The organism is Inquilinus sp. OTU3971 (assembly GCF_038440215.1).
Genome location: NZ_JASATH010000427.1, coordinates 1 through 827, shown reverse-complemented (window position 1 = coordinate 827; position 827 = coordinate 1). Strand labels below are relative to the sequence as shown.

Below are 827 nucleotides of genomic sequence, written 5' to 3'. Positions count from 1 at the left end.
CCGGCTCACCGCGTCAAAGTTCCCGTGACAATGCCCCGGCGGCTTCACCGATCACGTATTCGCCATCTGCTCCATTTTGGGCTTCCGCTTCGCGCCGCGGGTCCGGGATCTGCCCGACAAGCGGCTCTACGCCTTCGATCCCAAGACAGCACATCCCGCCCTGCAGCCCCTGATCGGCGGACGGATCAACGTCCGCTTGATCCGCGACAACTGGCCGCACATCCCGCGCCTCGCCGCCAGCATGGCGACAGGCACGGTGGTCCCGAGCCACATCTTGCGGAAGCTCGCCGCCTATCCCCGCCAGAACAGCCTGGCCGTCGCACTGCGCGAAGTCGGCCGCATCGAGCGCTCGCTCTTCATGCTCGACTGGCTGAGCGATCTCGACCTGCAGCGCCGGGCACAGATGGGCCTGAACAAGGGCGAGGCGCACCATGCGATGAAGCGCCATCAGCTTCAACCGGCGCGGCGAGATCCGCGACCGAACCACCGAGGGTCAGCAGCATCGGATCGCCGGCCTCAACCTGCTGGCCGCCATCATCATCTACTGGAACACGTGGCGCCTCAGCGAGATCGTCGGGCGCATGGTCGAGTCTCGCCAAGCGCCGTCGCCAGATCTCCTCGCCCATGTCTCGCCGCTGGGATGGGAGCACATCACGCTCACCGGCGAATATCGCTGGCCACGCTTAGGGTAGGATTTCGCCCTCTCCCGCAAACGACCCCTACAGGAGCGCTAGTCGCGGACCAGCAGCATCTCGGGCCGGCATCTGTCACCGGCGTTGGAGGGGCCGCCAGGGGGACGCCCCGGCCGATCACAGCTATGTCTGTCC

Annotated in this window: 1 pseudogene; it reads left to right on the top strand. The window is 66.5% G+C overall.

What is annotated here, in order from left to right:
- Positions 1–37: 37 nt before the first annotated feature.
- Positions 38–692: pseudogene (locus AAHM41_RS40265) on the top strand (Tn3 family transposase); the annotation flags it as partial.
- Between the last annotated feature and the right edge of the window lie 135 nt (positions 693–827).